The 21162-nt window shown below is 36.2% G+C and carries 26 protein-coding genes; all 26 read left to right on the top strand.

The features are described from left to right. Positions 1–11: 11 nt before the first annotated feature. Entirely contained in the window at positions 12–1325 is a 1314-nt protein-coding gene (gene trmFO / locus ACH0B5_RS02875) for an FADH(2)-oxidizing methylenetetrahydrofolate--tRNA-(uracil(54)-C(5))-methyltransferase TrmFO (RefSeq protein ID WP_122970347.1), read from the top strand. Between the two features lie 301 nt (positions 1326–1626). Then, on the top strand, positions 1627–2526 hold the full coding sequence (gene xerC, locus ACH0B5_RS02870) for a tyrosine recombinase XerC (RefSeq protein ID WP_341361869.1): 900 nt from the start codon (positions 1627–1629) through the stop codon (positions 2524–2526). Positions 2527–2544: 18 nt separating this feature from the next. Next, positions 2545–3093: an ATP-dependent protease subunit HslV gene (hslV, locus tag ACH0B5_RS02865; RefSeq protein ID WP_122970349.1), complete on the top strand. Its 549-nt coding sequence runs from the start codon at positions 2545–2547 to the stop codon at positions 3091–3093. Beyond that, a complete protein-coding gene (hslU, locus tag ACH0B5_RS02860) occupies positions 3090–4484 on the top strand; it encodes an ATP-dependent protease ATPase subunit HslU (RefSeq protein WP_122970350.1) in 1395 nt (464 codons plus the stop codon). The genes hslV and hslU overlap by 4 nt, the downstream gene beginning before the upstream one ends. Before the next feature lie 90 nt (positions 4485–4574). Further along, entirely contained in the window at positions 4575–5354 is a 780-nt protein-coding gene (gene codY, locus ACH0B5_RS02855) for a GTP-sensing pleiotropic transcriptional regulator CodY (RefSeq protein ID WP_122970351.1), read from the top strand. A 328-nt stretch (positions 5355–5682) separates the two neighbouring features. After that, positions 5683–6075, top strand: a complete 393-nt coding sequence (gene flgB / locus ACH0B5_RS02850; protein ID WP_122970352.1) for a flagellar basal body rod protein FlgB — start codon at positions 5683–5685, stop codon at positions 6073–6075. Between the two features lie 2 nt (positions 6076–6077). Continuing rightward, entirely contained in the window at positions 6078–6533 is a 456-nt protein-coding gene (flgC, locus tag ACH0B5_RS02845; RefSeq protein ID WP_122970353.1) for a flagellar basal body rod protein FlgC, read from the top strand. A 24-nt stretch (positions 6534–6557) separates the two neighbouring features. Then, positions 6558–6866, top strand: coding sequence for a flagellar hook-basal body complex protein FliE (gene fliE, locus ACH0B5_RS02840; protein ID WP_341361870.1), 309 nt, complete (start codon positions 6558–6560; stop codon positions 6864–6866). 49 nt (positions 6867–6915) lie between these two features. Next, positions 6916–8508 carry a flagellar basal-body MS-ring/collar protein FliF gene (fliF, locus tag ACH0B5_RS02835; protein WP_122970355.1) on the top strand — a complete coding sequence of 531 codons (1593 nt, stop codon included), beginning with the start codon at positions 6916–6918 and terminating at the stop codon, positions 8506–8508. Positions 8509–8522: 14 nt separating this feature from the next. Next, a complete protein-coding gene (fliG, locus tag ACH0B5_RS02830; RefSeq protein WP_122970356.1) occupies positions 8523–9536 on the top strand; it encodes a flagellar motor switch protein FliG in 1014 nt (337 codons plus the stop codon). Continuing rightward, positions 9520–10308 carry a flagellar assembly protein FliH gene (fliH, locus tag ACH0B5_RS02825; RefSeq protein ID WP_338322875.1) on the top strand — a complete coding sequence of 263 codons (789 nt, stop codon included), beginning with the start codon at positions 9520–9522 and terminating at the stop codon, positions 10306–10308. Before fliG ends, fliH begins: the two co-directional genes overlap by 17 nt. Before the next feature lie 4 nt (positions 10309–10312). Further along, complete coding sequence (gene fliI, locus ACH0B5_RS02820) at positions 10313–11638, top strand: flagellar protein export ATPase FliI (protein ID WP_122970358.1); 1326 nt, start codon at positions 10313–10315, stop codon at positions 11636–11638. Continuing rightward, a complete protein-coding gene (gene fliJ / locus ACH0B5_RS02815) occupies positions 11638–12087 on the top strand; it encodes a flagellar export protein FliJ (protein WP_406927365.1) in 450 nt (149 codons plus the stop codon). The genes fliI and fliJ overlap by 1 nt, the downstream gene beginning before the upstream one ends. Before the next feature lie 4 nt (positions 12088–12091). Continuing rightward, positions 12092–12691, top strand: a complete 600-nt coding sequence (locus ACH0B5_RS02810) for a MotE family protein (RefSeq protein ID WP_122970360.1) — start codon at positions 12092–12094, stop codon at positions 12689–12691. A gap of 30 nt (positions 12692–12721) precedes the next feature. After that, a complete protein-coding gene (locus ACH0B5_RS02805) occupies positions 12722–14029 on the top strand; it encodes a flagellar hook-length control protein FliK (protein WP_406927364.1) in 1308 nt (435 codons plus the stop codon). 3 nt (positions 14030–14032) lie between these two features. Continuing rightward, positions 14033–14695: a flagellar hook assembly protein FlgD gene (gene flgD, locus ACH0B5_RS02800; protein ID WP_406927363.1), complete on the top strand. Its 663-nt coding sequence runs from the start codon at positions 14033–14035 to the stop codon at positions 14693–14695. A gap of 14 nt (positions 14696–14709) precedes the next feature. Then, positions 14710–15087 carry a TIGR02530 family flagellar biosynthesis protein gene (locus tag ACH0B5_RS02795; protein WP_406927362.1) on the top strand — a complete coding sequence of 126 codons (378 nt, stop codon included), beginning with the start codon at positions 14710–14712 and terminating at the stop codon, positions 15085–15087. Positions 15088–15201: 114 nt separating this feature from the next. Beyond that, positions 15202–16167 (top strand): flagellar basal body rod protein FlgG, encoded by a 966-nt coding sequence (flgG, locus tag ACH0B5_RS02790; RefSeq protein WP_341362953.1) that lies wholly within the window; start codon positions 15202–15204, stop codon positions 16165–16167. A 72-nt stretch (positions 16168–16239) separates the two neighbouring features. After that, complete coding sequence (locus tag ACH0B5_RS02785; RefSeq protein WP_406927361.1) at positions 16240–16464, top strand: flagellar FlbD family protein; 225 nt, start codon at positions 16240–16242, stop codon at positions 16462–16464. Then, on the top strand, positions 16451–16882 hold the full coding sequence (gene fliL / locus ACH0B5_RS02780) for a flagellar basal body-associated protein FliL (protein ID WP_122970364.1): 432 nt from the start codon (positions 16451–16453) through the stop codon (positions 16880–16882). The genes ACH0B5_RS02785 and fliL overlap by 14 nt, the downstream gene beginning before the upstream one ends. Before the next feature lie 46 nt (positions 16883–16928). Further along, a complete protein-coding gene (gene fliM, locus ACH0B5_RS02775; RefSeq protein ID WP_122970365.1) occupies positions 16929–17924 on the top strand; it encodes a flagellar motor switch protein FliM in 996 nt (331 codons plus the stop codon). After that, the gene (fliY, locus tag ACH0B5_RS02770; protein WP_122970366.1) at positions 17917–19140 is read left to right on the top strand and encodes a flagellar motor switch phosphatase FliY; all 1224 of its coding nucleotides are present in this window, start codon (positions 17917–17919) and stop codon (positions 19138–19140) included. Before fliM ends, fliY begins: the two co-directional genes overlap by 8 nt. Before the next feature lie 21 nt (positions 19141–19161). Continuing rightward, positions 19162–19524: a response regulator gene (locus tag ACH0B5_RS02765; RefSeq protein WP_122970367.1), complete on the top strand. Its 363-nt coding sequence runs from the start codon at positions 19162–19164 to the stop codon at positions 19522–19524. Positions 19525–19528: 4 nt separating this feature from the next. Then, on the top strand, positions 19529–20212 hold the full coding sequence (locus ACH0B5_RS02760) for a flagellar biosynthetic protein FliO (RefSeq protein ID WP_122970368.1): 684 nt from the start codon (positions 19529–19531) through the stop codon (positions 20210–20212). Next, positions 20212–20877, top strand: a complete 666-nt coding sequence (gene fliP, locus ACH0B5_RS02755; RefSeq protein WP_122970369.1) for a flagellar type III secretion system pore protein FliP — start codon at positions 20212–20214, stop codon at positions 20875–20877. Before ACH0B5_RS02760 ends, fliP begins: the two co-directional genes overlap by 1 nt. Positions 20878–20889: 12 nt before the next feature. Next, positions 20890–21159, top strand: coding sequence for a flagellar biosynthesis protein FliQ (gene fliQ, locus ACH0B5_RS02750; protein WP_122970370.1), 270 nt, complete (start codon positions 20890–20892; stop codon positions 21157–21159). Positions 21160–21162 lie beyond the last annotated feature (3 nt).

The raw sequence follows: 21162 nt of genomic DNA, 5'->3' as shown, positions 1-21162 counted from the left end.
ATGGTAGTAACATGACACAACAAATTGTAAACGTAATCGGCGCAGGTCTTGCAGGTAGTGAAGCGGCTTGGCAGATTGCTAAAAGAGGTGTAAAGGTACGTTTATATGAAATGCGTCCTGTCAAACAAACACCTGCACATCATACAGATAAATTTGCCGAACTAGTTTGTTCAAATTCATTAAGAGCCAACGCTTTAACAAATGCTGTTGGCGTAATTAAAGAGGAAATGCGTATAATGGACTCTGTCATTATTAAAGCGGCGGATAATGCATCTGTCCCTGCTGGTGGAGCACTAGCAGTAGACCGTCATGAATTTGCTGGATATGTGACAGAAACTGTGAAAAATCATCCTTTAGTGGAAGTGATTAATGAAGAAGTAACAGAAATTCCTGAAGGTATAACAGTAGTGGCTACTGGCCCATTAACTTCCCCTGCTTTAGCGGAGAAAATTAAAGAACTAACTGGTCAAGAATATTTATACTTCTATGACGCAGCTGCTCCAATAGTTGAAAAAGACAGCATCAACATGGACAAAGTTTATTTGAAATCTCGCTATGATAAAGGGGAAGCAGCTTACTTAAATTGTCCGATGACGAAGGAAGAATTTGATGCTTTTCGTGAAGCTTTAATTTCCGCTGAATGTGCACCGTTAAAAGAATTTGAAAAAGAAAAGTATTTTGAAGGATGTATGCCGATTGAAGTAATGGCTTCCCGAGGAGAAAAAACGATGTTATTCGGTCCGATGAAACCAGTAGGTCTTGAGGATCCAAGAACAGGAAAACGTCCATACGCGGTTGTACAATTACGTCAAGACGATGCAGCTGGAACTTTATATAATATTGTAGGATTCCAAACCCATTTAAAATGGGGAGAACAAAAAAGAGTGTTTTCAATGATTCCAGGTCTTGAAAATGTTGAAATTGTCCGTTATGGTGTAATGCATCGAAACACTTTTATTAATTCTCCGACTGTACTAAATAAAACGTACCAATTACGTGCAAATGAAAATATTTTCTTTGCTGGCCAAATGACGGGTGTTGAAGGGTATGTGGAATCAGCAGGGAGCGGCTTGATTGCGGGTGTTAATGCAGCAAGACTTGCTTTAGGACAAGAGCCGATTATATTCCCGTTCGAAACAGCTTTAGGAAGTATGGCTCGCTATATTACAGAAGCCGATTCTAAAAACTTCCAACCGATGAACGTGAATTTTGGTATTTTCCCTGAATTAGGAGAAAAAATTAAATCAAAACAAGAGCGGGCAGAACGCCACGCTAACCGAGCTTTGGCAACAATTCAAAATTTTGTGAATTCTCAAACCATATAATTGCTTATATACCTCATAAATTGTTATAATTTATGAGGTATTTTCTTTTGGGTATATTATTAACGACACAATAAGTATCTATCCTTTTGTTACTAAATTGTTAATGATACACGCAATTTTTACAAATTTTATTTAATAAAATACTTGATATATTTCCGAGTTAGGTATAGTCTCATTGTTGGACGTTTTTTATAAAATATGAAAAAGTTGTAGTTGGACGTTTATAACCTTCTTTATTTATGCAGACGCGATACAGATAAACAAATGGCTTTTCCACTTATTTGATTGGAGGTGTATTGCGATGCAGGTCAAATTCACAGACGCTTTGGATCAGTTTCTCCGTTATATTCAACTTGAAAAAAACTTTTCCGTACATACTGTTCGGGAGTATGAGTTTGATTTAAAAGATTTTCTAAGCTTTTTGTATTCAGAAGGTATAACGAACTTAGAAGATGTGGAATATATCCATGCTCGACTTTATATCACAAAGCTATATGATGAAAAGAAAGCTCGAACATCAATCTCTAGAAAAATCTCATCGATTCGCTCGTTCTTTAAATTTTTAAATCGTGAGTTCAACTTAGATGATTCTCCATTCCGATCACTATACCATCCTAAAAAAGAAAAGCGCTTACCTAATTTTTTCTACGAAGAGGAGCTTTCCCAACTGTTCGATAGAAATGTTGGGAACGACAATAAATCAATTCGCAATATGGCCTTGCTTGAATTACTCTATGCAACAGGGATTCGTGTTAGTGAATGTACTTCAATTGAACTAGAAGATCTTGATTTTCACTATTCAATCATTCGAGTTATGGGGAAAGGTCGGAAAGAACGAATTATTCCGTTCGGACAATATGCACATGAAGCATTAAGTAAGTATATTGAGGAAGTGCGTCCGAAACTTATGAAGAATGAAAAGCATAATAAGTTATTTGTAAATATGCGCGGAGGCGAACTTACTCCTCGTGGTGTACGTTACATACTTGAAGAGATGATTAAAAATGCTTCCATGCACACAAAAATATATCCGCATATGTTACGACATTCCTTTGCGACCCATTTATTAAATCATGGAGCTGATTTAAGAACAGTTCAAGAATTACTTGGACATTCCAGTTTATCGTCAACACAAGTTTATACTCATGTAACAAAAGAACATTTACGAAATACTTATATGAATACTCATCCACGAGCTTAGAATTGAGGAGGAACCATAATGGAACAATTTCATGCGACCACCATCTTTGCGATTCACCACAATGGACATTGTGCGATGGCAGGAGATGGTCAAGTAACGTTAGGAAATTCAGTTGTAATGAAACATACTGCTAGAAAGGTCAGACGTCTATTCAATGGTAAAGTGTTGGCTGGGTTTGCAGGTTCTGTTGCTGACGCATTTACGTTATTTGAAATGTTCGAAGCGAAGTTGAATGAATATAACGGCAACCTACAACGGGCAGCTGTAGAAGTTGCAAAACAATGGCGCGGCGATAAAATGTTACGTCAATTGGAAGCCCTTCTTCTTGTCATGGACAAATCTACTTTATTACTTATTTCAGGTACTGGGGAAGTTATCGAACCTGATGATGGTATTTTAGCAATTGGTTCTGGTGGTAATTATGCTCTTGCTGCTGGGCGAGCATTAAAACAACACGCAGGGGATCATTTAACGGCTAGTGAAATTGCAAAAGCTGCCTTAACTGTAGCAGCAGATATATGTGTGTTTACAAACCATAATATTATCGTGGAGGCGCTTGAAGAATGACACAACAACATTTAACGCCAAGACAAATTACAGAACAATTAAATCGTCATATAGTTGGACAACATAATGCGAAGCGTGCAGTAGCTATCGCTCTTCGAAATCGATACCGCCGTTCTTTATTAAGTGAAGAAATGCAAAATGAGATTATCCCGAAAAACATTTTAATGATTGGACCAACTGGTGTTGGGAAAACAGAAATAGCTCGCAGAATTGCGAAGTTAACGAATGCTCCCTTCATTAAAGTAGAGGCGACAAAATTCACGGAAGTGGGTTATGTAGGTCGTGATGTAGAATCGATGGTAAGAGACCTCGTAGAAGCATCAAGAAGACTTGTAAAAGATGAAATGATGGAAGCGGTAAAAGATGTAGCTGAGCAAAATGCAAATGAGGCACTGGTAAAATTGTTAGTCCCTTCAAAAGTGAAATCCAAAATGGCTCAAAATCCATTGGAAATGCTTTTTGGTCAAAAAAATGACAAGTCTGATGAAGACTCTAGTCATGAAGAAGCAGAAATTCGTACAAAACGTTCCCAAGTTTCAGAAGACTTAAAAGCGGGTAAACTGGAAGATAACTTCGTTACGGTGGAAGTGACAGAACAAAACACACCTTTCTTTGAATTAATGCCGGGAATGGGAATGGACATGGGCTCGTCAGGTATGCAAGACATGTTATCTAATCTTATGCCGAAAAAAGTAAAAAAACGTAAAATGAAAGTAAAGGACGCCCGTCGAATTTTAACGGTAGAGGAAGCCAACAAATTGATTGATTCTGATGAGTTAGCCCAAGAGGCGATTCGTCGTGCAGAGCAATCAGGGATTATCTTTATCGATGAGATAGACAAAATTGCCAGTCGTGGATCATCTTCGGCAGATGTATCCCGTGAAGGTGTACAGCGAGATATTTTACCGATAGTGGAAGGTTCAACGGTAACGACAAAATACGGCACGGTTAAAACAGACTTTATGTTATTTATTGCTGCAGGTGCTTTTCATATGTCGAAGCCTAGTGATTTAATTCCTGAATTACAAGGGCGTTTCCCAATCCGTGTTGAACTCGATAAGTTAACGAAGGAAGATTTTATTCGCATACTAAAAGAGCCGGATCAATCTCTTATCCAGCAATATAAGGCATTATTAGAAACGGAAGACGTTACGATTAACTTTACAGATGATGCGATTGACCGAATTGCTGAAATTGCTACGGAAGTCAATCAGGAAACAGATAATATAGGTGCTAGAAGACTTCATACAATTATGGAACGTTTATTAGAAGAATTATCTTTCGAAGCATCCGAAATTTCGCCAGCCCATATCGAAATTACGGCAGCGTATGTCGATAAAAAGCTGGAAAAAATATCGAAAAACAAAGATTTGTCACAATTTATCTTATAATTCAAGCTGAATTAGTTACAATAAATTTTAGGAACCTTTAGAATATTAAGTGAATTAATTTATGTACCCTATTAGGAGGATTTTTTAAAAATGAATTTATTAGCAAAAACTCGTAAGATTAACTCTATGTTGCAAGCGTCAGCTGGGAAGCCGGTAAACTTTAAAGAAATGGCAGAAACACTTGGAGATATAATAGACTGTAATGTATTTATTGTAAGCCGCAAAGGGAAACTTTTAGGTATTTCAATTCATCAACAAATTGAAAATGCTCGTATGAAAAAAATGTTTGAAGAACGTCAATTCCCTGAAGACTATACTCAACACTTATTCGAAATTACAGAAACATCACCTAATATCGACATTAATAGTGAACATACTGTTTTCCCAACAGAAAACCGTGATTTATTTGAAAATGGTTTAACTACAATTGTTCCGATCATCGGTGGCGGAGAACGTTTAGGTACTTTAATTTTAGGAAGATTAACTGATAGCTTTGAAGATGACGATTTAATCTTAGCTGAATATGGTGCGACAGTAGTAGGTATGGAAATTTTACGTGAGAAATCTGAGGAAATTGAAGAGGAAGCACGTAGCAGAGCTGTTGTTCAAATGGCGATTAATTCATTATCGTACAGTGAATTAGAAGCAATTGAACATATCTTTGAAGAACTTGATGGAAATGAAGGTTTATTAGTTGCTTCTAAAATTGCAGATCGCGTTGGAATTACACGTTCAGTAATCGTTAATGCTTTACGTAAATTGGAATCAGCTGGTGTTATCGAGTCTCGTTCGTTAGGTATGAAAGGGACTTATATAAAAGTATTGAATGATAAATTTTTAGCAGCATTAGCTGAAATTAAAATGAAATAAACGTAAATAAAAAAATAAGGTTTTGTCTCAAAAAAGAGACAAAACCTTATTTTTTATATGGAAATTTTACTAGTAGTACAATTAATATACTAATTTTCTAAAAAGTGATAATATTATTAATTGGGTGGAATTTCACGTAAAAAATGTCGAATTAAGTAGTAAGTTAGTAATTTGTAAATATTTTGTTGCGGTTTTTAAATAAAAAATAGTCCCTATTTACTATAAAAAAACACTAAATGTTAATAGACTTAAGTAATAGTATACATTAAAATGAAGTTATTAAATTGAAATGTTTTGTAACATAAATTTAAAACTTGAGGTGAAGAGTTTGAGCTTATTCGGAGGAACTATTAGTAGTTTAGAAAATGGTCTAAATTACGCATCGTTAAAAAATAAAACGATTGCTCAAAATATAGCAAATGTTGATACACCGAACTATAAGGCGAAAAATGTCAGTTTTAAGCAAATGTTGACGGACGCCAAAAGTGAAACAATTTCCGCTTATCGTACGGATGCAAGACATTACGATTTTGATATAAAAACGTCTACTCCAGGTGTCTATAGTTATGAAAATTTTAACTATCGTAGTAATGGAAATGGTGTAGATATGGATGCGGAACAGGCAAGTTTAGCGGAAAACACAATTTACTATAATGCGCTAGTTGAACGTATATCGAGTAAATTTAATACGTTAAATAATGTCATCAAGGGAGGTAAATAACGATGTCTATATTTTCAAGTATGAATACAACGGCATCCGCATTAACTGCACAACGTTTACGAATGGACGTAATCTCATCCAACATTGCCAATGTTGATACGACTCGTGCAAGACAAGTAAATGGAGAATGGGAACCTTACCGTCGTAAATCGGTGACGTTAACAGAGGATAATGGTCAGTTCTCTAGTTTTCTGAATATTGCAATGGGGAAAAAGGATAATGCTGGTAATGGAGTGAAGGTAACGAGAATTAATGAAGATACTGAAACTCCTTTTAAATTAGTTTTTAACCCTACACATCCAGATGCAAACGAAGAAGGATATGTAGAAATGCCGAATGTTGACTTATTAACGGAAATGGTTGATCTAGTATCAGCAACTCGTTCTTACGAAGCAAATGTCACAGTGTTTAATGCTAATAAATCAATGTTGACAAAAGCATTAGAAATAGGGAAATAAGTTGAGTAGAAAGGGGTGGTTATGATGGCGATAAATCCAGTATCGATTATGCCTACACAATCACAAGTAAATGAAACTAAGTTAACAACTCCGACAACGTCATATGAGGCACAACAATCTTTTGCAAATACATTAAAGGATGCGATTGCATCTGTAAACAATCAACAAATTACATCTGATGCTATGACGGAAAAACTGATCAAAGGTGAAGATGTTGAACTACATGAAGTGATGATTGCTGCACAAAAAGCGAGTGTTAGTTTAAACGCAACAATGGAGGTACGCAACAAGGCAGTTGAAGCATACCAAGAAATTATGCGCATGACTATTTAAATCTTGACGATAAATTGTTGGTGTATACACAATAATCGGAGGATACATAATGAATGAACGACTTTCAAAAGTGAAATCAGACTCTACCCAATTTTGGAAGAGTCGAACAAAAAAACAGAAGGGGGCAATATTCGGTACATTAATCGGTGTTGTTGCCCTAGCAGGTATACTTACATATTTCTTAACTAGAACAACGATGGTGCCACTTTTTACGGAACTATCAGCTAGTGAAGCTGGTGAAATAGCAGAAGTATTAAGTGCCCAAGGAGTTACATACGAAATTGCCCCTGGTGGTACGAATATTTTAGTGCCGGAAGATCAAGTGGATTCATTAACAGTTTCCCTTGCAGCTCAAGGATATCCAGATTCAGGTGAAATTAATACTTCATTCTTTACTTCAAATGCTGGTTTTGGGATGACGGACAATGAATTCAACGTCATTAATCTTGCGGCTACACAAACTGAATTAGAAAACTTAATCAAAACAATTGATGGTATCAAAAATGCCAATGTAATGATTACAATGCCTGAGCAAGGTGTGTTTGTAAACGATGCTACACAACAGGCAAGTGCATCCATCGTATTGGATACAGAACCAGGTCATCAATTTACGGATGAACAAATTAAAACTTTATATAATCTCGTATCAAAAAGTATTCCAAATTTAAGTACAGATAACATCGTAATTACTAACCAATACTCCGAGTATTTTGATTTAGAACAAGCTTCGAATGGTTCAGGTTCTGTTGATTCTGTTGAAGGACAAATGCAAGTGAAAAAGTCGATTGAACGTGATTTACAAAGACAAGTTCAACAAATGTTAGGTACGTTAATGGGGAATGACAAAATCGTCGTTTCTGTTACGACGGATATAGACTTTAAACAAGAAAATCGCCAAGAAAATATTGTTGAGCCTGTAAATGAAGAAAATATGGAAGGTATTGAAATTAGTGCTCAACGTATTACTGAAACTTATTCCGGTACAGGTGCAGCTTCGGGGACACCAGAAGCGGAAACAGGAACAGATAATTTCGTAAATTATGATGAAGTTACTGGTGGAGACGGAACTTACGAACGGGTAGAAGAAACGATTAATAACGATGTGAATCGTATTACAAAAGAAATCCAAGAAAGTCCATATAAAATCCGTGACCTCGGCATTCAAGTTATGGTTGAACCACCAGTACCAGATGATGCTACATCTTTATCTGAAGATGTCAGAGGAGATATCGAACAAATACTTTCAACAATTGTACGTACAACGATTGATAAAGAAGCAGCTGGTGAATTAACTGATGAGCAAATCGATGAAAAAATTGTCGTTTCTGTTCAGCCGTTTTATGGTAATGACGCTACAGCTGTTGAAGAAACTCCTACGATTCCTTGGTGGATCTGGGTTGTTGGTGGAATATTAGTAGCGGTTATTTTATTGTTAGTATTCTTCATTATTCGTTCGAAAAAGAAAAGAGAAGAAGAAGAACAATATACGATTATTGAAGAACAAGAAGATTTAATCGTAGATGATATCAATGAAGAAAAAGAAACAGAAGGTACAATTCGCCGTAAACAACTGGAAAAAATGGCGAAAGAAAAACCAGAAGACTTTGCTAAACTATTGCGAAGTTGGATTACTGAAGATTAATGGGGGGTTCGACCTTGTCCAAGAAAGAAAAAGGGTTAACAGGGAAACAAAAGGCAGCTTTACTGTTAATTTCTCTAGGACCAGAAGTTTCTGCTTCTGTCTATAAACATTTAAATGAAGAAGAAATCGAACGTCTTACGTTAGAAATCTCAAGTGTAAAAAAAGTTGAACCTAGTATTAAAGAAGATATAATAGAAGAATTTCATAATATCGCATTAGCTCAAGATTACATTTCACAAGGTGGAATCGGTTACGCAAAAACCGTTTTAGAAAAGGCACTAGGAGAAGAACAAGCGCAAGCAATTATTAACCGTTTAACTTCTTCTTTACAAGTAAGACCTTTTGATTTTGCTAGAAAGGCCGATCCTGCCCAAATTTTCAACTTTATTCAAAATGAACATCCGCAAACAATTGCGTTAATTTTATCATACTTGGATCCAGGGCAAGCCGGAGTTATCTTATCCTCCTTGCCCCAAGAGGTACAGGCGGATATCGCGAAACGTATTGCGATGATGGATTCGACTTCACCTGAAGTAATTAGCGAAATTGAATCTGTATTAGAACGTAAACTTTCTTCTACTGTTACTCAAGACTACACAGAAACTGGTGGCGTAGATGCAGTAGTAGAAGTGTTAAATGGTGTTGATCGTCAAACGGAAAAAACAATTCTCGATGCGCTTGAAATTCAAGATCCAGAACTTGCTGAAGAAATTAAAAAGAGAATGTTTGTCTTCGAAGATATCGTTACGTTGGATAATCGTTCGATTCAACGAGTTATCCGGGATTGTGAAAATGAAGACTTACTTCTGTCTATGAAAGTAAGTAGTGAAGAAGTGAAGGAAATTATTTTCAATAATATGTCCCAACGTATGGCTGAGACATTTAAAGAAGAAATGGAAATAATGGGACCTGTTCGTCTTCGTGATGTGGAGGATGCTCAATCACGAATTGTTGGAGTTATTCGCCGATTAGAAGATGCAGGGGAAATCATTATCGCTCGTGGTGGAGGAGATGACGTCATTGTCTAGAATCATCCGTTCAAATGCCGTCCAACCAGAGAAAAAAGATGTTGAAATCCAACTTCGAAATTTATTTACTGTTGATTTCGAAGATGGAAATTCAATTCATCAACATACAATGACCATTTCAGACGTTTACTCTGAGAGAGAAAGATTAATTTCCCAAGCAATGGAGCAAATCGAACAACAGAAACAGGAGTTTGAACAATATCGTCAAGCTCAGTTGGAAAAGCTGGAACAAGCGAAGCAATTATGGGATGAAGAAAAATTAGTTCTTGAACAAAATGCTTATGACTCAGGATTCCAAAAAGGTTATGAAGAGGGAATGAAAAAAGCCCAAGCGGATATGGAACTTTCCTTGAAAGTAGCCAATGAAGTAGTGGAAGATTCTCGCCTTAATGCTCAAAAGTACATCGAAGAACAAGAGCAAGTTATTTTAGACATTGCTTTAACATCAGCTGAACGAATTATAGGTTCGGCATTAGAAAAAGATGAAAATGTGTATTTATCCATCATTAAACGGGGGCTAAAAGAAGCTCGTGAAATGAAGGAAATTAAATTATACGTTCCACCAACTTATCATCGATTAGTAACACAAAATCGAGATGAGCTAGTAGCAATGTTTCCAACCGATGTTCCATTTCTTATTTTCGTAGATGAGGATCTAAACGATACTGATGGTTATATTGAAACAAATCACGGACGAATTGTTGTGTCAATTGATGAGCAGTTAAACGTACTTCGCATAAAGTTGAACGAAATTTTAGAAGGTAAGGAATGATAGGATGAAAGCGGCTCAATTAATAAAGAAAATTCCAAATGTTGAAACATTCAAGAAGTTTGGTAAAGTGAACCGTGTTGTAGGATTAATGATTGAGTCCCAAGGTCCTGAAAGTTCTATCGGAGATGTTTGTAAAATTCATGTAAACTCATCAAAAAACGGACACCAAGTCATTTTAGCTGAGGTAGTTGGCTTTAATAATGAATTTGTCATTTTAATGCCCTACACGTCCATTCGGGAAATTTCGATTGGATGTCTTGTAGAAGGAACTGGGAAACCTCTTGAAATTAAAGTAGGCCCTGAATTAATAGGGAAAGTATTAGATTCGATGGGGAACCCATTTGATGGATCAAACTTGCCGAAAGGGTTAGTTACCGTTCAAACGGAAAAAGAACCACCAAATCCATTAACAAGACCGCCAATTCATGAACAGCTTGAAGTCGGTGTGAAGGCCATTGATGGTATGTTAACGGTAGGTAGTGGTCAACGGGTTGGGATATTCGCTGGTTCCGGTGTAGGGAAAAGTACTTTACTTGGAATGATTGCACGCAATACCCAAGCAGATATTAATGTAATAGCTCTAATTGGTGAGCGTGGACGGGAAGTTCGAGAATTTATCGAAAGAGATTTAGGGGAAGAAGGGTTAAAACGGTCTATTGTCGTAGCAGCCACAGGCGATCAACCGGCTTTAATGCGTATAAAAGGTGCTTTTACTGCAACGGCTATCGCTGAGTACTTTAGAGATCGGGGTTTAAATGTCATGCTGATGATGGATTCCGTTACTCGGGTTGCTATGGCACAGAGGGAAATTGGACTAGCTACAGGGGAACCCCCTGCTCAGAAAGGGTATACCCCTTCCGTCTTTTCCATATTGCCGAAACTTTTGGAGCGTACAGGTACCAATTTAAACGGGACGATTACAGCCTTTTACACTGTATTAGTTGATGGAGATGATATGAACGAGCCAATTGCTGATACAGTACGAGGAATATTGGATGGACATATCGTTTTAGATCGCTCCTTGGCAAATAAAGGTCAGTATCCTGCTATTAACGTCTTGAAAAGTGTCAGTCGTTTAATGAATCATATTTCCCATCCAGAACATGTAAAAGCGGCTGAACGATTAAGAGAACTTTACTATACGTATGCCAAATCAGAAGATTTAATCAATATTGGAGCATATAAAAAAGGTACATCGAAGGAAATAGATGAAGCCATTCAATATGAGCCACTTATTACAAACTTTTTAAAACAAAGTTATAAAGAGAAAGTCTCACTTCAACATACTGTTAATGAAATGATCGCTTTATCAAATGGTGGTGGTAAGTAATGGTTCAATATACATATCGTTTCGAAAAAGTATTAACTTTACGGGAACAAGAAAAACAACAAACAGAAGTAGCCTATAAAGAATCGGTAAGAGATTTTGAAGAAGTTGCTACAAAATTATATGAATTGTTAAAGGAAAAAGAAGACTTAATTACTTATCAAAATGAACGGCTAACAGTAGGGGCTACGATTGATGAAATTTATCACTTTTCAATTTTCATCGATAGTTTGGAGCATACGATTGCAGACGTACAAAAGAAAGTCGTTCAAGCTCGTGCCAAAATGAATTGGTATGAACAAAAGTTGCTCGAAAAAAACTTGGAAGTACGAAAGTTTGAAAAAATGCGTGATAAAGATTATGAAACCTATAAGACGCATGAAGAGAGAATGGAGATGCTTCAATTAGATGAACTCTCCTCCCTACAGTATTTTAAGAAAGAAATCAGGTGATTTCATGGCAAAAGAAAAATTGAATAAAAACAAACCAACAAATCAACTAATAGAAGAAGAAAAATCCCCTGGAATTTTTCAAAAATTATTTTATTTAGTTTTTATTCCATTGTTATTTGTTATTGCGATATTACTAGGGATTGCTTCATTTACGAATTTCAATGTCTTTGAAAAAGCATCGGAACTGATTGATTCATTCAAGTCAGAGGAAGCTTCTACGGAAGAAACAACAAAAAATTATGATCAAAAAATTGTTGAATTGGAAGCGCAAGTGAAAGAAAAAGAGGCAGAAATTGAACAGCTCCAATCCCAATTGCAAACAGCAAAAGATGAAAAACAAACCGATGAAGCTGAAAAAGAGCAATTACAATATGAAATTGAAAAATTGCAGCAGGAACAAAGTGAAACTAAAAAGGAATTTGAAGACATTTTAAAATCCTATGAGGAAATGTCAGCCAAATCGGCAGCGCCAATTATTGTTGAAATGAGTGATGATGAAGCGTTGAAGATTTTATCAAATATGCAACCAGAAACGTTATCTGCCATTTTATCAAAAATGGAACCAGCTGATGCGGCGCGCTACACGGAACTTTTATCGAAATAAAAAGTAGCTGTAGTCAAAGGAGGTGAAACAATGAATATTGGAATAATGCAGCTTACTGTGCCAACAAAGAGTGCAAATTTGGTGACGTCATCATCAGCTAAAACAGTATCTACTTCCCAATTAGAAGGGGTAAAAAATAATAACTTTGGTGATATATTCCAAAAAGCAGTTTTATCTACAGCAGAGGATATGGGTACTCTAGAGGAAGTAACAGAAGGTGTGGACTTACAAAAAATAGCTGAATTATTAAATTCCCAATCACCTAACGAGGTTATGGATTTATTAGGAATCTCCCATGATGAAGGGCTATTGATGGTTCAAGTTGGTGAGGATGGAAAAGCGGTAGCCATGGATGAACTAATGAATTTAGACGATTTACTTGCTGTATTAAATATTGATGTAAATGAATTGCTAGAAATGATGCAACAAGTAAAAGGGAATGACATGACCGATACTAATAATCTATGGGAGTTAATAGATACTGTAGTAGAGGAAGGCCCTGTGCTTATTCAACAGTTAATAGCTGCGTTTCAAGGTGATCATCAAGTGACATCGAAACAAGCTGAAAAATTATTGGAATTACTAAAATTATCCGAAGTCGTTGGAAGGCATTCCGATTTGTTAGGTGTGCAATCAACTAAAATTACCCAATTGACGGAATTTATAAAATTGTTCAATGAACAAATAAAAGAACTGGCTAATAAGCAAACTACAACTCAACCTTTCATGACACAAAGGACAGAAACAACTGTGGCGAACAAAGTGTCAATAGAAGGATTTGAACAGGTTGTTAAACAAGTAACGAAGAACACTCAACTTCATGAAACAGCCCAAAGTTCGATTTCAACAGTAACAACATCGACAAATACTACTAAAACCTTCAATATTCAACTTCCTGTAGAGAAGGGAGCTCAATCGGAGGCTTTAGCAAAAGAGATTCAAAATTTAATCAATCGAAGTCAATTTTCTAATAGTCAAGGGACAATGAAATTACTATTAAAGCTTTATCCTGAAAACTTAGGAACTATTCGAATTGAACTGATGCAACAAGACGGTGTTTTATCTGCTAGATTACTAACATCAACCGCAGTCGGAAAGGAATTGCTGGATAGTCAGTTGCAACAATTAAAAACAGCCTTTGCTCAACAAAATATCCAAATGGATCGAATTGATATCGCCCAAAGTTTACAAGAAACAGACCGTAACTCCCGCGATCAAAATCAATTTGACAATTTGTTTAAACAGCAACAATCTGAACAAGATGATACCGATCAAGATGAGCAAGACGACCAAGATAAAAAATCCTTTCAAGATTATTTAATAAATGAGGAGGTGTAACAATTGGCTACAACGGGTATTACAAATGATTATTATTTAACACCAACCCCGACTACAAAATATAGTGAAACGGGTGATAATTCCAGTCTAGGTAAAGACGCCTTTTTAAAAATATTAATCACCCAATTACAAAACCAAGATCCGACTCAACCAATGGATGATAAAGAGTTTATTTCGCAAATGGCTCAATTCTCTTCTTTAGAACAAATGCAAAATATGACAACAGCAATGGAAGATTTATTAATGTCTCAAATTCAAACGCAATTGATGTCATATACAACATTTGTAGGAAAAGAAGTAAAATGGCATGAAATAACAGATGAAAAAGATGAAGAAGGTAATTATATCATTAATGAAGGTACAGGCATTATTAATGAAATGAAATTTGTTGATGGACAAGCTGTCTTCATTCTCGATGATGGGAAAGAAATTACAGCTGGCAATATTTCATCTATCCTAAATACGGATGCTACTTCAAGTACAGAAGAAGAAAATCCATTAGTGAAAGCAAGCCAATTAATCGGTCAAACGATTCAATACTCATCTAATGGAGAAATGATACAAGCGACAATCGAATCAGTAACAACAAATAATACATTAATTGAGTACATTTTAAACAATGGTGAAAGATTACAAAGAGATGAATTTGAATTGATAAATGAATAAGGTTGGTGACAAAGGTGAATCGTATTGGAATTCAACACTTGCCATTACAACCAACAGTTCAAATTCAACCTAAAAAAACAACTTCGCCCCAAATAAAACAATCTTTCGTAAGCCATTTACAAGAAGCAACGAGCAATCGAGAGCTTAAAATTAGTAAACACGCAAATGAAAGATTAACAGAAAGAAATATTCAAATTTCTGAACAACAATGGCAAGTTGTAACGGACAAAGTTTTTGAAGCCCGTTCAAAAGGTGTGAATCAACCATTAGTCTTGATGGAGCAAGCTGCGTTGATTGTAAGTGCAAAAAATGCAACCGTTATTACAGCGATGGAACGCACAGAAGCAAAGGAGCAATTGTTTACGAATATTGATGGGACAATTGTACTTTAAATGATAGGCAGGACCGAGTTAGTTTTTAACTAAAGGTTAGGGATGCCTAGTGTTGCTGAATGACAGAGGCAACACATGAAAAATAATTGGAAAACGAGAGGAGAACAATTACTTATGTTACGTTCTATGTATTCAGGTATTTCTGGTTTAAAAAACTTCCAAACAAAGCTTGACGTAATCGGGAACAATATTTCAAACGTAAATACATACGGTTTCAAAAAAGGGAGAGTCGTATTTAAAGATTTAATTTCACAAACGACTGCTGGTGCATCTGGTCCTACAGGAGCAACAGGTGGTACGAATGCGAAACAAATCGGATTAGGTGCACAAATTGCTGCGATCGATACAATCCATGGAACTGGCTCCCTTCAAACGACTGCAAGAACTCTTGATTTAGCGATTTCAGGCGACGGATTCTTTATGGTAGGTGATTCAACACAAGCACCAAATGCGGATGGCGAAATCGCTGCGGATTCTGGTTTCAATAATGTCCTATATACACGTGCAGGGAATTTCTATATGGATCGTAACGGATACCTAGTAAATTCAGATGGTAAATATTTAGTAGGTGTTTCAAATGATCAACTTTATGATCAAGTAGTTGAAGAATCTGTAAGTAATGCAGAAACGGACAAAGCGGAAGCAACTGCCGCAATTGGGACTGATAGTCTTTATGCAGATGGTGCAATAGATGTGGATGGTTATGGACCAATTAAAGTTCCAACAAATGCACAATCGATGAGTATTGGACAAGATGGTACCGTTACATATGTTGATGTAAATGGTAAACTTCAATTTGCAGGTCAATTGTTATTGGCAAAATTCCCGAATGCTGGTGGTTTAGAAAAGACTGGGAATAACTATTACCAAATGACACAAAACTCTGGTGATCCAAGCGTACAAATCGCAACTCAACAAGGTATTGGAGCAGTTGTTTCAGGCGCATTAGAAATGTCAAATGTAGACCTATCTGAAGAATTTACGGAAATGATCGTTACACAACGTGGTTTCCAAGCGAACTCTCGTATTATTACAACTTCCGATGAAATTTTACAAGAACTTGTAAACTTAAAACGATAAAGATAGAAAACTAATTTCATTGTAAAGGAGGGTCGGGCCGGCACTCTTTAAAAAAGACCCGGCCCCATTTCAATGATTGAATTGACAAGATTGAATGGTAAACCTTTTTCATTAAATGCTTTATACATAGAATCAGTGGAAGCCTTTCCTGACACAACGATAACGCTCACGACTGGACGGAAATTTATCGTGTTAGAAAGTGAAGAAGAAATACGAAATAGAGTAGCTCATTTTTATAAAAATATTCAAGTATTATCCAACCCCCATTTACGAGGTGATAACAATGAAGAAAAATAAGTTATTAACCATAATGCTTATTATTTTAGTAACGATTACGTTAATAGGTGTTGTCCTGTTTGTCGTATTAACACAATTGAATAAACAAACAGCAGCATCTGAAGAACCTTCCATTGATGAAATTTTGGAGGCATCTGTGGATGTACCGGAGTTAACGACAAACTTAGCTGATAATAGTGTTGTTAGATTATCTCTAAAAATTCAAACAGATAGTAAGGAAGCTGCAGAAGAACTAACAAAAAGAGATTTCCAAACGAAAAATTTAGTGATTGAACAGCTTTCAGAAATGAAAAAAGATGATTTAAATGGGAAGCAAGGGAAAGCAACCTTTGAATCGACAATTAAAACCCAAATAAATGAATTGATGCAAGATGGTGAAGTTCAACAAGTTTACATTACCTCCTACATCATCCAGTAAATGGGATTCATTAGAACTATGTAAATCTTGAAATGGAGGTGGGCAAATGGCAGGAGATGTATTATCCCAATCCGAAATTGACGCGCTGCTCTCAGCAATATCAACGGGTGAAATGTCCGCGGATGACATGAAAAAAGAAGAAGAGACAAGAAAAGTGAAAGTTTACGATTTCAAACGTGCTCTTCGTTTTTCGAAGGATCAAATCCGAAGTTTGACCCGAATACATGAAAACTTTGCGAGATTATTAACGACTTATTTTTCAGCACAGTTAAGAACATATGTGCAAATTACCGTTGCATCGGCAGACCAAATTCCATTCGAAGAGTTTGTTAGGTCAATTCCGAATATGACTTTAATTAATGTATTTGAAGTACCGCCGTTAGATGGTAATATCTTGATGGAGATTAATCCAAATATCGCTTACTCCATGTTAGATCGTTTAATGGGGGGAAGTGGTTCAAGCTATAGTAATGTCGACAATTTAACAGAAATAGAACAAAAAATTATGACAAGTTTATTTGAACGTTCCTTTGATAATTTGCGGGAAGCTTGGAGTACGATTGCTGAAATTGATCCTACGTTAGTGGAACTTGAAGTGAATCCGCAATTTTTACAAATGGTATCACCAAACGAAACGGTCGTAGTAATTTCTTTAAATACGATTATAGGAGAAACAACAGGGATGATTAACATTTGTATCCCCCATGTTGTCCTTGAACCGATTATTCATAATTTGTCTGTTCAATATTGGATGCAATCGAATACAAAAGAAGCTTCCCCTGAACAGTCACAAATGTTAGAAAAACGAATTAAACAAGCGGAGTTACCGGTTATAGCGGAGCTTGGCTCAACTCATATAACCGTTGAAGATTTCCTTTATATGAGTAGAGGGGATGTTATTCAATTAGATCAAAAAATAGATGAACCTCTCATTTTAAAGGTTGGCAGTATTCCTAAATTTACAGTACAACCAGGAAAACGAAACAAAAAAATGGCAATCCAAATTATCGACCCTTTGGAAGGAGGAGACGAAGATGAGTGATGGTATGCTCTCCCAAGAAGAAATTGAGGCATTATTAAGGGGCGAATCGTTAGACGATAACGACTCTGCAACTGAGATTACTACAGATGGGACACCACTTCGTGTTGAAGACTACTTAAGTTCAATCGAACAAGATGCTTTAGGAGAAGTAGGGAATATATCCTTTGGAAGTTCAGCAACAGCCTTATCTGCCTTATTAGGTCAGAAAGTAGATATTACAACTCCTGTCGTTTCAATGATTAATAGAAATCGATTAGAAGAAGAATTTCCACAACCATATGTGGCGGTACAAGTGGAATATACTACAGGTTTATCTGGCATGAACCTATTGGTTATTAAACAATCAGATGCTGCGATCATTGCAGACTTGATGCTTGGTGGCGATGGTTTACATCCAAATCAAGATTTAAGTGAAATTCAATTAAGCGCTGTACAAGAAGCAATGAATCAAATGATGGGTTCTGCTGCAACATCAATGTCAACCGTATTCAATAAAAAGGTAGATATTTCGCCACCAACAATTGATATTTTAAACATTCCTCAAAATGAGGGGAATGAACGAATACCGGACGAAGATCTATTAGTGAAAGTTTCATTTAGATTAAAAATCGGTGAATTAATCGATTCCAACTTAATGCAATTATTCCCACTTGATTTTGGGAAGAAAATTGTCAAAACATTGCTGAATGAGGAACAGGAAGAATCCGTTAGTCAACCTCAGGTACAACAACCGGTTGTACAAGAAGCACCACCTGTTGCGCCACAACAACCAATATCGTCGCAACAACCCGTTTATCAGCAGCCACCTGTATATGAACAACAAGCTGCTACAACTTATCAGGAACCGGCAAACTATAACTATGGAATGCCACCTTATCAGCCACCGCAACAGCCGGTTAATGTGCAACAAGCCCAATTCGCATCCTTTGAAAATGCGAATATGACACAACATGAAGCTCGCAATTTAAATATGTTACTAGATATTCCTTTACAAGTAACGGTTGAACTTGGCCGTACTAAACATTCGGTAAAAGAAATTCTACAGCTTGCTTCTGGTTCTATTATTGAATTAGATAAGTTAGCAGGGGAACCAGTAGATATTTTAGTAAATAGCCGTTTAATTGCGAAAGGTGAAGTTGTCGTAATCGATGAAAACTTCGGAGTTCGCATTACGGATATTATGAGTCAAAGCGAACGATTAAATCATTTAAAATAGTATTATTTGGAGGGAAATTATATGTCTAAAAAAATATTAATAGTTGACGATGCTGCATTCATGCGTATGATGATTAAAGACATTTTGACAAAAAACGGTTTTGAAGTAGTTGGAGAAGCTGCTGATGGTGCACAAGCGGTAGAAAAATACAACGAATTACAACCAGACTTAGTAACAATGGATATTACAATGCCTGAAATGGACGGGATAGCAGCATTAAAAGCAATTAAATCCGCCGACCCAAAAGCAACAGTTATTATGTGTTCAGCGATGGGACAACAAGCAATGGTTATCGATGCTATTCAAGCGGGTGCGAAAGACTTTATCGTAAAACCATTCCAAGCTGATCGTGTAATTGAAGCTATACAAAAAGCATTAGGTTGATCGTATGAATGAAAAACAATTAGCAAAATTTCGGATATTGATTCCTATCTTATTGGTATTATTGTTTATTACACCAGCGAATTTTGCCTATGCAAGTCAAGGTAATCAAATGATTACCGACGAATGTTTACAAAATCCAGAGCTTTGTGATGATTCAAAGTCATCTGCCGATGAAGAACAATCTGATTCGGCAGATGTTGGATTAGGGCTGTGGGAATACTTTAAAATGTTAATCTGCCTAATATTCGTACTAGGGTTACTTGTCTTTGTCTTAAAATTTATTAATAAAAAAAGTAGCACTTATCAACAAAATAGTCTTGTTCGCAATATTGGGGGAATTACAGTCGGACCTCAAAAATCCGTACAACTTCTCCATATTGGCGATAAATTATACATAGTTGGTGTTGGTGAGGATGTTCAACTTCTGAAAGAAATTCAGGATGAAGAAGAAGTGCAACAATTGGTGCAATATTTTAATGAAAAACAAAGCTTTGCCACGACAAAACCGTACTTTTTAGAGTTAATAAATAAGTTGAAAAGTAACGATAAACAACAAGTGGAATCCACCAATGGTGATCAATCGATGAATAGTAATTTTAAATCTTTGTTAACTAAACGGTTGAATGAGATGCAACAAAACCGTCAGACAGAGTTGGAAAAATGGAAGGAAAAGGAGAAAGATAAATAATGCAAGATTTTATTTCATTCTTTTCTGAAAGTGATCCAACGAATGTTTCCACTTCCGTTAAATTACTTTTAGTTTTAACCGTTTTATCGTTGGCACCAAGTATTTTAATTTTAATGACTTCCTTTGCGCGGATAGTGATCGTTTTATCCTTTACAAGAACCGCATTAGCGACAAACACATCGCCGCCAAACCAAGTCATTATCGGATTAGCGTTATTTTTAACGTTTTTCATTATGGCACCTACATTTCAAGAGGTAAATGAACAAGCATTACAACCATTATTTAATGAAGAAATTGGTTTAGAAGAGGCCTATGATAGAGCTTCCTTACCTTTTAAGGAGTTTATGGCCGAACATACTAGACAAAAAGATTTAGAGTTGTTTTTAGATTACAATGAGGCAGAGCGACCAGCTTCAGTGGAAGAAATTCCGTTAACGATGCTTGTTCCAGCCTTTGCTTTAAGTGAAATAAAAACTGCCTTTCAAATAGGGTTTATGATTTTTATTCCCTTTATTGTGATTGATATGGTAGTAGCTAGCGTTCTGATGTCAATGGGGATGATGATGTTGCCACCAGTTATGATATCACTACCGTTTAAAATATTATTATTTGTTTTAGTAGATGGATGGTATTTAGTCATCAAGTCTCTACTTCAAAGTTTTTAGGGGATGATACGAATGAGCCAAGAAATGGTCATTGCAATTGCAGAGAGAGCTATATGGATTGTCCTTATCGTTTCAGGACCATTGTTACTGATTGCGCTTATTTCAGGTTTGATTGTCAGTATATTCCAAGCAACAACATCAATTCAAGAGCAAACTCTATCTTTTGTTCCGAAAATTATCGCGGTTTTAGTAGCCATTATTTTTTTCGGGCCTTGGATGATTTCTCAAATGACAGCATATGTTACTGACATTTTGAACAATTTGACTCGATATATAGGGTGATAA

Source organism: Ureibacillus sp. 179-F W5.1 NHS, from assembly GCF_045369345.1.
GTDB lineage: Bacteria > Bacillota > Bacilli > Bacillales_A > Planococcaceae > Ureibacillus > Ureibacillus halotolerans.
Note: the sequence above shows the minus strand (reverse complement) of the source record. Positions and strands in the feature narration are given on the sequence as shown.